8 protein-coding genes are annotated in these 13,956 nt (G+C 73.8%); 5 read left to right on the top strand and 3 right to left on the bottom strand.

What is annotated here, in order from left to right:
• Window positions 1–765 precede the first annotated feature (765 nt).
• The 3 genes from ACFQ9Z_RS32445 to ACFQ9Z_RS32435 form a co-directional block, all read right to left on the bottom strand.
• Complete coding sequence (locus ACFQ9Z_RS32445; protein ID WP_383027691.1) at window positions 766–2,118, bottom strand: serine hydrolase domain-containing protein; 1,353 nt, start codon at window positions 2,116–2,118, stop codon at window positions 766–768.
• 96 nt (window positions 2,119–2,214) lie between these two features.
• Complete coding sequence (locus ACFQ9Z_RS32440) at window positions 2,215–3,423, bottom strand: cytochrome P450 (RefSeq protein ID WP_383027685.1); 1,209 nt, start codon at window positions 3,421–3,423, stop codon at window positions 2,215–2,217.
• Window positions 3,424–5,148: 1,725 nt separating this feature from the next.
• Window positions 5,149–6,627 carry a S1 family peptidase gene (locus ACFQ9Z_RS32435; RefSeq protein WP_383027931.1) on the bottom strand — a complete coding sequence of 493 codons (1,479 nt, stop codon included), beginning with the start codon at window positions 6,625–6,627 and terminating at the stop codon, window positions 5,149–5,151.
• Between the two features lie 199 nt (window positions 6,628–6,826).
• Between ACFQ9Z_RS32435 and ACFQ9Z_RS32430 the strand changes: the two genes are divergently transcribed.
• The 5 genes from ACFQ9Z_RS32430 (at window position 6,827) to ACFQ9Z_RS32410 (ending at window position 13,910) form a co-directional block, all read left to right on the top strand.
• Entirely contained in the window at window positions 6,827–7,240 is a 414-nt protein-coding gene (locus ACFQ9Z_RS32430; protein WP_383027676.1) for a PaaI family thioesterase, read from the top strand.
• A gap of 476 nt (window positions 7,241–7,716) precedes the next feature.
• Complete coding sequence (locus tag ACFQ9Z_RS32425; protein ID WP_383027672.1) at window positions 7,717–7,932, top strand: type A2 lantipeptide; 216 nt, start codon at window positions 7,717–7,719, stop codon at window positions 7,930–7,932.
• Between the two features lie 134 nt (window positions 7,933–8,066).
• Entirely contained in the window at window positions 8,067–8,873 is an 807-nt protein-coding gene (locus ACFQ9Z_RS32420; protein WP_383027668.1) for an HlyD family efflux transporter periplasmic adaptor subunit, read from the top strand.
• A complete protein-coding gene (locus ACFQ9Z_RS32415) occupies window positions 8,870–11,092 on the top strand; it encodes an NHLP family bacteriocin export ABC transporter peptidase/permease/ATPase subunit (RefSeq protein ID WP_383027665.1) in 2,223 nt (740 codons plus the stop codon). The genes ACFQ9Z_RS32420 and ACFQ9Z_RS32415 overlap by 4 nt, the downstream gene beginning before the upstream one ends.
• Window position 11,093: 1 nt before the next feature.
• On the top strand, window positions 11,094–13,910 hold the full coding sequence (locus ACFQ9Z_RS32410; protein ID WP_383027661.1) for an NHLP bacteriocin export ABC transporter permease/ATPase subunit: 2,817 nt from the start codon (window positions 11,094–11,096) through the stop codon (window positions 13,908–13,910).
• Window positions 13,911–13,956: the final 46 nt, after the last annotated feature.

Here is a 13,956-nt window from a genome sequence, read left to right as displayed (position 1 = left end):
GGAGCGGTGGGGCGGGACTGCGGGGCGTTGGTGCGGCGGTGACGTGGTGCGGGAGCGGGCGGGGGGAACTGATACAGCAGGGGGCGAACTGGGAGCTGTCGGAACGCCGTTGGTGACGGGTCGCCGAGTCGGCGGTCGGCCCACCGGAGCGGGTGCGTCAGCCGCCCGGAGAGCGGTCCGACACGGAGCCCCACGGGAGGGCCCGGCGGCCGGAACCGCCGAGCCGGCGACCGACACCTGACGGCCGGCGACCTGGCGATCGGCGTTTCGGCCGTCGAACCCGCCGCGCCGGTGGCCGACACGCCCGCCTCGACGGCCCGCCCACCGACTCCGGCGGCCGACCCACCGACCGGGTGGGCCGATCCACCGGTTCCGGCGGCCCGTCCACCGGCCAGGCGTACCGGAACCGCTCGGCCACCGCCCGGCCACCAGCCCGTCGACCGGCCACCGGCTTGGCGGCCGGTATGACCCGGGCCGGCTGGTAAGTCCGGTCGGCAGACCCGTCACCGTGAGGACCGAGCACGCCCCGTCCAGCGGTCCGGCGCGCCGCCTCCGTGCACCGGTGAGGCGCCACCGGACCTGCCCGGAGCACCGGACGGACCGGCGGTGGCGTCCGGCCGGACTCCCACCGGCCCGGCCGGCCCACCGGGGCCGGACCCGCCGACGGCGGCTGCCCGGCCCTGACCGGCCCGCGTCCGGGGCCGGCCCGCGACGGCCGGATCCGGCCGCGGTGGGACGGAGCTCCGGTACCGGCGCCGGCCCGGCTCAGCCGTCGTCGGTACGGCGTGCGGTGCGTCCGGAGATCTGGACCCGGTCGACCAGGCCGGTGACCGGATCCCGGTGGAACCGGCCTCCGGGTTCGAGGCGCCCGGTGGCCGGATCGCGCAGGTCGCAGGTCAGATCGGGGTAGCAGACCAGCGGGAGGGGCAGGTCCCCGTCCACCGACAGGGCCGGCGTGCCGTCCGGTCCGGGCGCTATGCGGTAGGTCGTGGTGCCGTTGCGGTAGGTACCCGCGCAGTCGGGAAGGTCGACGGCCGCGCCCCGGTCCGCGACGGCCGTCGCGGCGGGCACCCGGATGCCGGCGAGCCGGCCGAGTTCCTCGGCGAGGTCGTGCCAGAGCGCGGTGGCGCCCCCGGCGTTGCCGGTGAAGGCGACCACGACACCGCTCTCCGCGTCGGCCCTGAGGTGGCAGGACGTGCCCTGGGCGTTTCCGTCGTGGCCGCACCAGACGCGGCCGTCCCGCTGGTACAGGGCGAGCCCGGTGCCCCAGCCGTCGGCGAGCGTGCCCGGCCGGGCGGCGGTCTCGGGCCGGCGCATCTCCTTGACGACGGCGGGCGGCAGCAGGTCCGAGCGGCCGGTCAGCGCGTTGCCGAACGCGGCCAGGTCCCGGGCGCTCGCGAGCAGCGCGCCGGCCGGCGCCTCCAGCGGGGCCAGGTTCTGGCGGGCCGGGACAGGCTGCCCGGTGAGGGTGTTGACGGCGTGTCCCGCGGCCACCGGACGGACGGGCGCGGCGTCGCCGATGAACGCCGGCCGCACGCCGAGGGGTTCGAGGAGCAGCGCGCGCACGGCCTCGGGCCACGGCATGCCGGTCACCGTCTCCACCAGCCGTCCGGCGGCCACGTAACCGGCGTTGGAGTAGGAGAAGTCGGTCCCCGGCGCGAACAGCAGGTCACGTTCGGTGCAGAGGACCGTGAGGTAGCGCGCGGCGGTGGTCGCGGCGGCGGTGTCGGAGTCGGGTCCGGTGGGCAGCCCGGCGGTGTGGCTGAGCAGTTGACGGACCGTCACCTCTGGCGTCCCGGACAGCTCGGGGAGGTGCTCGGCCGCGGGCTCGTCCAGGTCGAGGTCGCCGTCGTCGGCCAGCAGCATGACGAGCCCTGCGGTGAACGGCTTGGTGAGCGACCCGAGGGGGACGGCGGTGTCCGCGGTGAAGGGGCTGCCGGTCGTGACGTCGGCCGTCCCGGTGTGCACGGAGACGGCGTCGCCGCCCGTGTCGAGGACGAGTTGGGCGCCGGGCACCCGGTGGAGCCGGGCGAGGGCGTCGAGGCGTAGCTGTATCTCCTGGTGTAACAGGGACGGCGTCCGGGAAGCGGCCGGAGCGGCTGGGATGGTGTACGGCATGAGAAGGGGACTCCCGTTGGGTGGGTCTCATGTGCGGGTGTGCCGGCCGGCCCGAACGAGCGGTGTGGGGGCCGGTCGGGGCGCGGAGCGCCTGGGCTACGGTCTGCCGACCTCGACGGGCAGGTGCCGTACGCCGACGATGACGGCCGGGTTCTGGTAGGCGACGTCCTCGTAGGAGGGGATCACCAGGGTGCGGAATCGTTCATGCAACTTGTGAAGGGCGATCCGCGCCTCGAGCCGGGCCAGCGGCGCGCCGAAGCAGAAGTGGATGCCGTGCCCGAAGGTCAGGTGCGGGTTCGGGCTCCGGGTCACGTCGAGGACGTCGGGCGCGGCGAAGCGGGCGGGGTCCCGGTTGGCGACGCCCAAGTGCGCCATCAGCATCGTGTCGGCCGGGATCTCGTGGCCGCCGAGGACCACGGGCCGGGTGACCCGGCGGCCCAGCTCCGGGAAGGGCGGCAGCCAGCGCAGCACCTCCTCGACGGCGGCCGGGACGCGGGCCGGGTCGGCGCGCAGCGCGGCGTTCGTCCCGGGGTGCCGGTCGAAAGTGACGACCGCGTTGCCCAGCAGCGCGGTCGTGGTGATGTGCCCGGCCACCAGCAGCAGGGCCACGAAGCCGACCATCTCCTGGTCGGCGAGGCGGACTCCGTCCACCTCGGCGGCGATGAGTCTGCTGGTGAGGTCGTCACCGGGATCGGCGCGGCGGGCACGGATGTGCTCCAGCATGTAGCCGTTCATCTCGCGCACGGTGGGGGCGATGGCTTCCAGCGCCCGTTCGAGGTCGGCCATGTCGGGCGCCTCGCCCAGCTGGTCGCCGCCGAACAGGACGCTCGCCCACTCCTGGAAGAGCCGGTGTTCCTCGGCGGGGATGCCGAGCAGTTCGGCGATCACGATGATGGGGAGCGGATAGGCCAGCGCGTCGACCAGGTCGAACCGGTCGCGGTCGGCGACGGCGTCCAGCAGCCGGTCGCAGACGGCCTCGATGCGGGGGCCGAGTCCCTGCACGACCCGCGGGGTGAACGCCTGGCTCACCAGGGTGCGGAGTTTGCGGTGCTCCGGCGGGTCCATGCCGACGAAGTTGCCCCGGGTGAAGGTCTCGAAGTCGGACTGGGTGGGGGCGAGGGCGGAGAGTTCGGAGGAATACGTGGCCGGGTCCGCGAGTACGGCGGCGACGGTCTCGTGGTCCAACACCTGCCAGACCCGCTGCGTCTCGTCGTACCGCACGGGCCCGGCCTCGCGCAGGGCCCGCCAGCGGTTCGGTAACTCCTCCAAGAGAAGGCGTTCCCCCGTCACTTGCTTGCTGATCACCTTGTCTCCTCGGTTGCGGGTGGCGCGTGCGGGCATGGCCCAGTCACGCAGGCAGGGGCTTGGTGGAGCCGGCGGCCAAGGCCGCGGGCGGTCGGGCAGGGCGGCGCCGGCGCCGAACGGGCGTCGGACGACAGCGGCGCGTGGCCCCGCGTGGCCCTCTTCCTGAGCGGCGGCGGGGTCAGCCGGCGTCGGCCCCGTGCGGGGGCCGGTCCGCGGCCTTCAACACATGCGGTGCAGGACGCGGCGGCCGTACGGCCGGCCCCGCAGCGAGCCCTGACGTGTGGCGCGCCAACCCGACATCACCCATCCCCCCTCGGCGATTCCTCCCGCGCAACGGTCACGCGGGACCCTCCCGGTTCCGGGACGGGCAGCGAGGCCCCCCATCCCGGTCGTCCGAAACGAGGTGTGAATATACGCAGTCGCGACCCATGCCGCCCCACGATTGGCATGATGCGCACCGCTCGACACCTTGGTTTCGATGGAACTCGGCCACAGTCTTCACGGCGAGTCACGTGCAAGCAACCCCCTGAAGTTGAACGGAGCGTACTCTGGCGGTGCTTTTGCGTCACTGCTCGGCCACTCCGCCCGGCCTCCGTGCGCGGGGCCCGGACGAACGTCGCACCGCGTGTGCCCCGGCGCCGCACCCGTAAACCACACGCGTCGGAAAAGGCTCCCGCATGGACGCCGGCGGACCCTCCGCCCACTGGCCGGACACGCCCTGCCGACGCTCTGCCCGGCCGTCCGGGGAGCCGGTCGGCACCCTTTCTGAAATGGGATGATGATGTGACCGGCAACCTCTCCTGGGTCCGCCGGCGGGGCGGTGGCGCGACACGCCGAGCCTGACCGCGACCCGCGGCCGGATCACCCCGCCGAACCGGCGCGCCGCCGCCGCCCGTTCGACCCCCGGGAAGCGGAACGACAGGCCCCGCGCATAAATTCGGCCATCATGGCGCGGCAGGGGCGCACACGGGGCACGGGGACACCGCTCGCGCTTCTCCGACCAGCCGCGCGCCCCGGCCGACGACTGCGACACGCCGGAGGGGAGCGGTTCGGCCCCGATCGGGGGGACCCACCGGTAACACGACTGCCGTCCGGGGGTCCTGAAGGCCCCACCGGGCACAGTCGACACCGTACGAACGGCCGGCCGCACCAGCGCGCGGAGACGGCCGCACGGGGCGCGGGAAGGCGCCCGCCGCGCGGGGCGCAGGCGGCGTGTCCCGGGCGTTCGCCGTGGGCGGGGCGCCGCTCCGGAAGAGCGTTGTCCCGGAACGCGCGACGCGCGTTCCGGGACCGGGTGGTGGCCGAACCGGGTGGCGGCCGTGCCCGGACCCGGGGCCCGTGGCCACGAAGCGGCGGGCTCCGCGTGCGGCTCAGCCGGCTACCGCACGGCGGCTGAGCCGGGCCGACGCACGGTGACCGAGCCACAAGCGCCGCCACGACGCCCGAGCCGTAAGTGCTGAGCCGGGCCGGCACACGGCAGCTGAGCTGCGGGCGCCGCCACAACGCCCGAACCGTGAGTGCTGGGACGCCCGCGGTCCGGCCCTCCCGCCGGAGGGCCGGACCGGCCCCGGCCGACCGGAACCGCTGTTGGCCCGCCGGGGAGTTCATCGCGGCCCGGGCCGTGCCGGTACCGCGGGATGGAACCCGCTGATGCTCTGCGGGCCTTGGGCTGTCAGTGGATCCGGCGCTGTAGGGAGCGGAGGCGGGTCAGCGCCCCCGCGAGCCTCACCGGGTTCCGGTGAGGGACGAGGATCCGTCGCCCGCGCCCGACCGGTGGCCGGTACCGGCGCCGGATCGGTTCCCCGCGCCGCTCTGCTCGCCGCCCGCGGTGGCCGACGGGTCCGCGCCGCCGCCGATCTGGTCGCCGCCCGCCTGGTCACCGGCGCCCGAGCCGTCACCGGCGCCGGACTGGTCCCCCGCGCCCGCCTGGTCTCCCGCGCCCGCGCCGGACTGGTCCCCGGCACCCGCCTGGTCCCCCGCGCCCGCGCCGGACTGGTCCCCGGCACCCGCCTGGTCCCCCGCGCCCGCGCCGGACTGGTCCCCGGCACCCGCCTGGCCGCCCGCGCCCGCGCCCGCGCCGAGGGTGGCGCCGGTGGCCTGGAGGGCCGCGGTGACCGGCTGGAAGAAGGTCTCGCCACCGCTGGTGCAGTCGCCGCTGCCGCCGGAGGTGAGGCCGACCGCGCCCCCGTCCTGGGTGAACAGCGAGCCGCCGCTGTCGCCCGCCTCGGCGCAGACGTCGGTCTGGATGAGGCCGGTGACGGTGTCGACGCCGTTCGGGTCGGTCTCGCTCTGGAAGTTGACGGTGGCGTCGAGGCCGGTCACCTGGCCGTCGTGCAGCCCGGTGGTGGAGCCCATCCGGAACACGGTCTGGCCGACCGTGGCGTCCACGGCCCGGTCGATCTGCACGGTCTGGCCGTTGCCCGCGTTGACCTCGCTGGGCGCCTGGGTGTTCGGATCGTCGTACTTGACGAGCGAGAAGTCGCCCTCGCCGGGGAAGGTGGCCTGGTCCACGGTGGCGATGGGCTGCCCGTTCTGGGAGTCGGACCACTGCTTGGCCGCGACCCCGCAGTGACCGGCCGTCAGGAAGGCGGGGCTGCCGTCGGAGGCGGTGACGTTGAACCCGAGGGAGCAGCGCACGTTTCCGCCCTGCACCTGGGAGAAGATGGCGTCGCCGCCGGAGACGAAGGTCTTGAAGGCGCCGGCCGACCTCTTGAGGGTGGCCATGCCGGAGCCGAGGCCGCGTACGGTCGACTGGACCCGGTCCCACTTGGCGCCGGTCACGGTGGAGTCGGCGGTGACCACGACCTTGTTGGTCCGCGGGTCCACGGCCCAGGCGGTGCCCGGGACGGTGGCCCGGGCCTTCAGGGTCCGTGCGGCGGACCGGAGTTCGGCGGTGCTGTTGTCGACCTGGCGCACGGCCGCGCCGGCCTTCTCCGCCTGGACGATCACGTTCTTGTCGCCGCTGACCACGTTGACGACGAGCTGCCGCTTGGCGCTGTCGTAGTACGACCCGGCGAGGGCGTCGCCGAGCGCCTTCTGGAGCTGCGCGGCGAGGTCCGAGGCGTCCGCGGCCTTCAGTGTCCTGGCGGTGCCGGCCGCGCCCGAGGCCTTGTCCTGGGACGCGTTGGCGTTGGGCAGCAGGAGGGCCGCCGCGCCGAGCGCCGCGACACCGCCCACCGCTATCGCGGCCTTGCGCTTGGGCATTCGCTTGTGACTCAAACTTCTCGACCTCCTGGGGACGGGGGTCTGCCGCTGTCGGGCAGTGGGATCGGGGCGCCTGGATGGCTGTAGGTACGGGCGGGTCACGCGGTGCGTTCAATTCCGGTTGACGAACTCCCGTGCCACGGCGGCGAATCGGCCGCGTGGCGCGTGCCGCGGGGCCGGGCCGGGAACAATCGCCCACATGACGCTGACCACCGCCGAAGCCGACAAGATCCTCTCCACCTGCTTCGCCCCCTGGGTCCTCGAACTGGGGCTGGTCGTGGAGTCCTTGGGCGAGGGCCGGGCGGTGCTCCGGCTGCCCTGGTCGCAGCGGCTGGCCCGGGAGGGCGGCGGCCTGTCCGGACAGGCGCTGATGGCGGCGGCCGACACCGCCACGGTGATCGCGGTCTCGGCGGCGCGGGGCGGCTTCGTGCCGATGACGACCGTGCAGCAGTCGACGTCCTTCCAGCGCGCGGTGACCGGTTCGGACGTCCTGGTCGAGGCGGTGCTGACCAAACTGGGCCGGCGGATGGCGTTCGCCGACATCACCCTGGGCGACGCGGAGTCGGGCGCGCTCGCGGCGCGCGCGAGCACCGTCTACGCGCTGCTGGGTTGACGGTCCGCACACCCCCCGGCCCGGCACGTTCGGCCACCAGCCGGTGACTCTCCGTACCGCAGGCGTACCGGAATCCCGGCTTCAGGGAATCTGCACATCGAATGCCCAAGCGCGTCACCGCCGTCCACGGTTCTGCACATCCGCGCGCCCCCCGGCACGCCTTTGGCGCGGAGTGCCGGATTCGCCGTCCGGCGGGCAAGGGCGCGGTTGCGCCGATGCCGTGCGGCATGTGAAGGAGTCGCCGACATGACGTGCGCACACCTGCACGGTTGAACCCCTCGGCGGACCAAGTGCCCAGGTGGGAGCGGTGTTTGATTGGAAGCCGGGTAAGCGAGCGTGCTTTGATCCATCGCACCGCGGGCATTCCCCGGGTCTCCGGAGACGGGGGCCCTCGACCCGCGGTCGCGGCCGTCCGTCTGTCCCCAGAGGGGGCCGCTTCCCCCCTTGTGAATATCCATACGAAGGGAAGTTCCACCATGAACTCCACCCCCCGCGTCGAGACCGTCGAGATCTCGGACGCCGAGCTGGACAACGTCTCCGGCGGTCTGTCCGTGAACGCCCTCACCACCGTCACCGGTGCCGTGAACGGCGTTGCCCCGGTCTCCGGCCTGGTCGACACGGTCGTCGGCACCGTCGAGGGCGTCACCGGCCTGAACACCCAGCCGGTCACCAACCTGGTCGCCGGTCTCTGATCGCACCTCGGTGTCACCGAAGTCCCGGAGCCGCCCCCCGGCTCCGGGGCTCCCGGGTGCCCGGGACCGGCGGTCCCGCCGCGGCGCCCGCGGTCTTGTCGTAACGATGTCTCTCCTCGGGTGAGGGAAGTTCCGTGCAGTTCCGCCAACAGGCCCTCGCCAAGCTCCAGTCGCCGGAGGAGCTGGACCTCCCGGTCCGGCTGGCCCGCCCCCAGGGCTGGCTCGCGCTCGGCGTCACCGTCGTCGTCATGGCGGCGGCATCCGTATGGGCGGTGACCGGTTCGGTCGCCTCCACCGTCGCCGCGCAGGCCATCCTGACGCACGCGCAGGGCAGTTACCTGCTGCAGAGCCCCGTGGCCGGCCAGGTGACGGCCGTGCTCGCCGAGCAGGGCCAGCGGCTGCCGGCCGGCGCGCCCGTCCTGAAGGTCCGCACCGAGCGGGGCGACACGGTGGTGCGCACCGTCGCCGCCGGCCGGGTCACCGCGCTCGGCGCCACCATCGGGCAGATCGTGCAGACCGGGGCCGACGTGGCCTCGGTGGAGAAGATCGCCCACGCCTCGGACCCGCTCTACGCGACCGTGTACGTCCCCGCCGAGAACGCGGCCGCCATCCCGGCGCACGCCGCGGTCGACCTGACGGTGTCCTCCGTACCGGAACAGCGCTACGGCGTGCTGCGCGGGCACGTGAAGTCGGTCGACCGCGCGGCGCAGTCCCCGCAGTCGATCGCCGCGTTCCTCGGCGACAGCCAGCTCGGCGAGCAGTTCACCCGGAAGGGCCGCCCGGTGGCGGTGCTGGTCACGCTGGACAGGTCGGCGTCGACGAAGAGCGGTTACCGCTGGTCGTCCGCCGAGGGGCCGCCCTACCGGCTGGACTCCATGACCCTCGCCTCCGGTTCGGTCAAGCTGGCCGACCAGCGTCCCGTCGATTGGCTGCTCCCGTGACCACCGCCCAGGAAACCCGCGGCCGCAGACGGGCCGCCCCGGCCCGCAGGCCGGCCCCCAAGTCCCGTGGCGGCACGGTCCGCACCCCCACCGTGCTCCAGATGGAGGCCGTCGAGTGCGGCGCCGCCTCCCTCGCGATGGTGCTCGGCCACTACGGCCGGCACGTGCCGCTCGAGGAGCTGCGCATCGCCTGCGGCGTCTCCCGCGACGGCTCGCGCGCCAGCAACCTGCTGAAGGCCGCCCGCGGTTACGGACTGACCGCCAAGGGCATGCAGATGGACCTGGCCGCGCTCGCCGAGGTGAAGGCCCCGGCCGTCCTGTTCTGGGACTTCAACCACTACGTCGTCTTCGACGGCGTGGGCCGCCGCTTCGGCCGCCGCGGGGTGTACGTCAACGACCCCGCCAAGGGCCGCCGGTTCGTGCCGATGGAGGAGTTCGACGGCAGCTTCACCGGAGTCGTCCTGGTGATGGAGCCGGGCGAGGACTTCACCAGGGGCGGCCGCCGGCCGGGCGTGCTCGGCGCGATGCCGGCCCGGCTGCGCGGCACCGCGGGCACCCTGCCGGCCGCCGTGCTGGCCAGCCTGCTGCTGGTGGCGGTGGGCGCGGCGGTGCCCGCGCTCAGCCGTACCTACATCGACATGTTCCTCATCGGCGGGCAGACCTCGCTGCTCGGCGTGCTGTTCGCCTCGATGGCCACCTGCGTCGCGCTCACCCTGGTGCTGACCTGGCTGCAGCAGGCCAACCTGCTGCACGGCCGGATCATCTCCTCCACCCTCTCCAGCGCCCGCTTCCTGCGCCATCTGCTGCGGCTGCCGGTCACCTTCTTCTCCCAGCGCTCCCCCGCCGACCTGGTGCAACGGCTGCAGTCCAACGACCAGGTGGCCGAGACCCTGGCCCGCGACCTCGCGGCGGCGGGCGTGGACGCCGTCGTGGTCGTGCTGTACGCCGTGCTGCTGTACACCTACGACCCGCAGCTGACGTTCGTCGGCATCGGCGTGGCCCTGCTGAACGTGGTGGCCATGCGCCTGGTGGTACGGCTGCGGGCGACCCGGACGGCGAAGCTGCGCGCGGACACCGCCCGGCTCACCAACACCTCGTACTCCGGGCTGCAGCTGATCGAGACCATGAAGGCGACCGGCGGCGAGGACGGCTACTTCCGCAAGTGGGCCGGGCAGCACGCCACCACGCTGGAGGAGCAGCAGCGGCTCGGCGTGCCGAGCGCCTGGCTGGGCGTGGTCGCGCCGACGCTCGCCACGCTCAACAGCGCGCTGATCCTCTGGATCGGCGGGATGCGGGCCGTCGAGGGACACATCTCGGTCGGTCTGCTGGTCGCCTTCCAGGCGCTGGTCACCCGGTTCACCGCGCCGCTGACCCGGCTCAACGGCGTCGCGGGCCGCATCCAGGACTTCGCCGCCGACGTGGCCCGGCTGAAGGACGTGGAGAACTTCCAGGCCGACCCGCTCTACGCGCGGCCCGGCTCGGGCGACTCCACGCGCCGGCTGCACGGGCACGTCGAGCTGGAGAACGTCACCTTCGGCTACAGCCCGCTCGACCAGCCGCTGCTGACCGGGTTCGACCTGACCGTGGGCCCCGGCCGGCAGGTGGCGCTGGTCGGCGGCTCGGGCAGCGGCAAGTCCACGGTGTCCCGGCTGATCTCGGGCCTGTACACGCCGTGGGACGGGGTGATCCGCATCGACGGCCGCCGGCTGGAGGACATCCCGCGCGGAGCGCTCGCCGCCTCGGTGTCCTTCGTCGACCAGGACGTGTTCCTGTTCGAGGGCTCGATCCGGGACAACGTGGCCCTGTGGGACCCGTCGATCCCCGACGAGGCGGTGGTGGAGGCGCTGAAGGACGCGGCCCTTTACGACGTGGTGACGCGCCGGCCCGGCGGGATCCACAGCATGGTCGAGCAGGACGGCCGGAACTTCTCCGGCGGCCAGCGGCAGCGCCTGGAGATCGCCCGGGCGCTGGTGCGCCGGCCGAGCATCCTGGTGCTGGACGAGGTGACCAGCGCGCTGGACGCGGAGACCGAGCTGGTCGTGATGGACAACCTGCGCCGGCGCGGCTGCGCCTGCGTGGTGATCGCGCACCGGCTGAGCACGGTCCGCGACAGCGACGAGATCGTCGTGCTGGAGCACGGCGCCGTCGTGGAACGCGGTCGGCACGAGGAGCTGGTGGCGCGCGGCGGCGCGTACGCCGCCCTGGTCAGGGAGCGGTGAGATGACGTCCGTGCACGAAGGCGACCTCGTCCTCGGCGCGCTCGGTTCGCTGGGCACGCGGGTCGACTGCGCCGGGTTCGGCCGCGTGGACCTCGAGGGGCCGCAGGTGCTGTGGCTGGTCGCGGCCGGCGCGCTCGACCTGTTCGCGGTGGACGCCGGCCAGCAGGGCCACTGGCACCACCTGGGCCGTCTCGAGGCGGGCGCCCTGCTGCTCGGCCCGGTCGCCGGCCCCCAGCACACGCTCGTGGCCCGCCCCGTGCGGGACTGCGTGCTGCACCGCGTCAGCCTGCGCGAGCTGCACCAGCCCGCGCACACCCAGACCTGGTCGTACGACGAGTACGGCAACCCTCAGTACGTGCCGCCGACCACCAGCCCGCTGGAGTACGCCGTCGCGCTCGGCGTCGGCCGCGGCCTGTCCGTCCTCTTCCAGGCGCCGATGGCCGAGGAACGGGCCGCCGCGCCCGCGGACGACGACGTGTTCTGGATGCAGGTGCCGCCGGGCAGCGTGCAGTACGGCTCGCTGTACGGCGCCGAGGCCGCCGCCGACCTGCTGATGGATCCCGCGCTGTGGCAGAGCATGGTCGACCAGCAGTACCGGCTGCTGACCGCGCTCGACCGGTGGATCGAGCAGCTTGAGCGCACCCACGAGACGCGCACGGCGGCCGGGATCAAGGCCGGTGAGGCGGTTCGCGCCCAGGCGGACCGGACGCTGCTGGCGTCCATCGGCAGGCGCTCGGCCCGCCCCGCGACGGCCGCCGACGCCGACGCCGGTTACGCGGCCTGCAAGCTGGTCGCCGACGCGGCCGGCATCGAGCTGGCCGCGCCCGCGCAGAGCGGCACCGAGAGCGAACGCCTCGACCCGGTCGAGCGGGTGGCGCTCGCCTCCCGGGTGCGCACCCGCGCGGTCCGCCTGGACGGCCGCTGGTGGCGGGAGAACGTGGGCCCGCTGGTGGGGCACCGGGCGCTGTCCGGGGCGCCGGTGGCGCTGCTGTGGCGGCGCGGCGGCTATGTGGCCGTGCACCCCGGGACCGGGCGCGAGACGCCGGTCGAGAAGGCGAACGCCGGGGAGTTCGAGCCGCGCGCGGTGATGTTCTACCGGCCGCTGCCCGAGCGGCGGCTCGGGCCGCTCGGACTGCTGCGGTTCAGCCTGCGCGGCACCCGCGGCGACCTCGGCAACCTGATGCTCGCCGGACTGGTGACGGTGGCCATCGGCGCGCTGGTGCCGATCGCCACCGGCAAGGTGCTCGGCGAGTACGTGCCGAAGGCCCAGACGGGCCTGATCGTCCAGGTGTGCCTGGCGGTGATGGTGAGCGGGGTGGTGTCGGCCGCGTTCACCCTGCTGGAGAACCTGACCATGCTGCGTCTGGAGGGCCGTATCGAGGCGGCGCTGCAGCCGGCCGTCTGGGACCGGCTGCTGCGGCTGCCCACCCGGTTCTTCACCCAGCGCTCCACCGGTGAGCTCGCCAGTGCCGCGATGGGCGTAAGCGCCATCCGGCGGCTGCTGGCCGGTACCGGCCCGGTGGTCGCGCAGTCGGTGACGGTGGGCGCGATGAACCTGGGCCTGCTGTTCTGGTTCAGCGTCCCGATGGCCATGGCGGCGATCGGCATGCTCGTCGTCATCGCGGCGGTGTTCCTCGGACTCGGCCTGTGGCAGGTGCGCTGGCAGCGTCGGCTCGTGGTGCTCGGCAACAAGCTGAACAACCAGGCCTTCCAGACCCTGCGCGGCCTGCCCAAGCTGCGGGTGGCGGCGGCGGAGAACTACGCCTACGCCGCCTGGGCGCGCCAGTTCGCGCGCAGCCGGGAGCTCCAGCAGAAGGTGGGCCGGATCAAGAACCTCACCTCGGTGCTGGGCGCGGTCTACCTGCCGGTGTGCACCCTGCTGATGTTCATGCTGCTGGCGGGGCCCGCGAAGGGCGCGATGTCGGCGGCGGCGTTCCTGACCTTCAGCACCTCGGTGACGATGGTGCTGACCTCGGTCACCCAGCTCACCGGTTCCTTCGTCTCGGCGGTGGCGGCGCTGCCGCTGTTCGAGGAGATCAAGCCGGTCCTGGACGCCATGCCCGAGGTGCGCACCGCGAGCACCCGCCCCGGACCGCTCTCGGGGGCCGTCGAGGCCCGCCGGCTGTCGTTCCGGTACGCCGACGACGGCCCGCTCGTCCTCGACGACGTCTCCTTCGCAGTCCGCCCGGGCGAGTTCGTGGCGATCGTCGGCCCGAGCGGCTGCGGCAAGTCCACGCTGCTGCGCCTGCTCATCGGCTTCGACCGTCCGGTCTCCGGCAGCGTCCTGTACGACGGCCAGGACCTGGCGGCCCTCGACCAGTCGGCGGTGCGCCGCCAGTGCGGTGTGGTGCTGCAGCACGCGCAGCCGTTCACCGGTTCCATCCTGGACGTCATCTGCGGCACCGAGCCGTACACGCCGGAGGAGGCGATGGCCGCCGCCGAGCTGGCGGGCCTGGCGGAGGACATCCGGCGGATGCCGATGGGCCTGCACACGATCGTGGCCGGCAACGGCGCGATCTCCGGTGGCCAGCGGCAGCGGCTGATGATCGCCCAGGCGCTGATCCGGCGGCCGCGCATCCTGTTCTTCGACGAGGCGACCAGCGCCCTGGACAACGACACCCAGCGCACGGTCATCGACAGCACCCGCAAGCTGAACGCCACCCGGATCGTCATCGCGCACCGCCTGTCGACGGTGCTGGACGCGGACCGGGTGATCGTGATGGAGGAGGGCCGGGTGATCCAGCAGGGGCCGCCCGCCGAGCTGCTGGCCGACACCGGGGGCAGGCTGCACGAGCTGGTGCGCAGGCAGCTCGCATAGTGCTTGAGACGGCGCGGGCGGGTAACCCGTAGTGGATCAAGGCCAG

The sequence above is a fragment of the Streptomyces sp. NPDC056580 genome, from assembly GCF_042793175.1.
GTDB lineage: Bacteria > Actinomycetota > Actinomycetes > Streptomycetales > Streptomycetaceae > Streptomyces.
The sequence above is the reverse complement of the archived record's forward strand: the minus strand, read 5'-3'. Positions and strand labels throughout refer to the sequence as shown.